This window comes from Finegoldia sp. P1-F-LS (genome assembly GCF_052932205.1).
In genome coordinates this window covers 1-355 of the sequence record NZ_JBRFJH010000037.1, presented here as the reverse complement: position 1 = coordinate 355, position 355 = coordinate 1, and the positions used below count along the sequence as shown (strand labels likewise).

Here is a 355-nt window from a genome sequence, read left to right as displayed (position 1 = left end):
AGAAAATAATCATAAATTCAAGCGAAGGGAACCGTTAAAAAATCGCACTGTTTGAGCGTTAGCGAGTTTGCGATTTTAGGTTCACAAGCTTAGAATTTATTTATTTTCGTAGTCTAGATATTCGTGCAAGATGTTTGCTAAGGTATATACCTATGTGTATCCTGCAACTGTTGTCTAGAGAAATCTTTACACCATTTTCTATATTAGTATAGCTAAAAGAACTCACAAAAAAGAACTCACAAAAAAAGACCTAGCGGACATTGTCATCACTAGATCTTAATTGTTTGGCGACTACCTACTCTCCCACGACGTTTCCATCGTAGTACCATCGGCGTTAAGAGGCTTAACTTCTGTG

At 36.9% G+C, this 355-nt stretch carries 1 rRNA gene; it reads right to left on the bottom strand.

The features are described 5' to 3' along the window. Positions 1-282: 282 nt before the first annotated feature. Positions 283-355 (bottom strand): 5S ribosomal RNA (rrf, locus tag ACU68Y_RS09170); the annotation flags it as partial.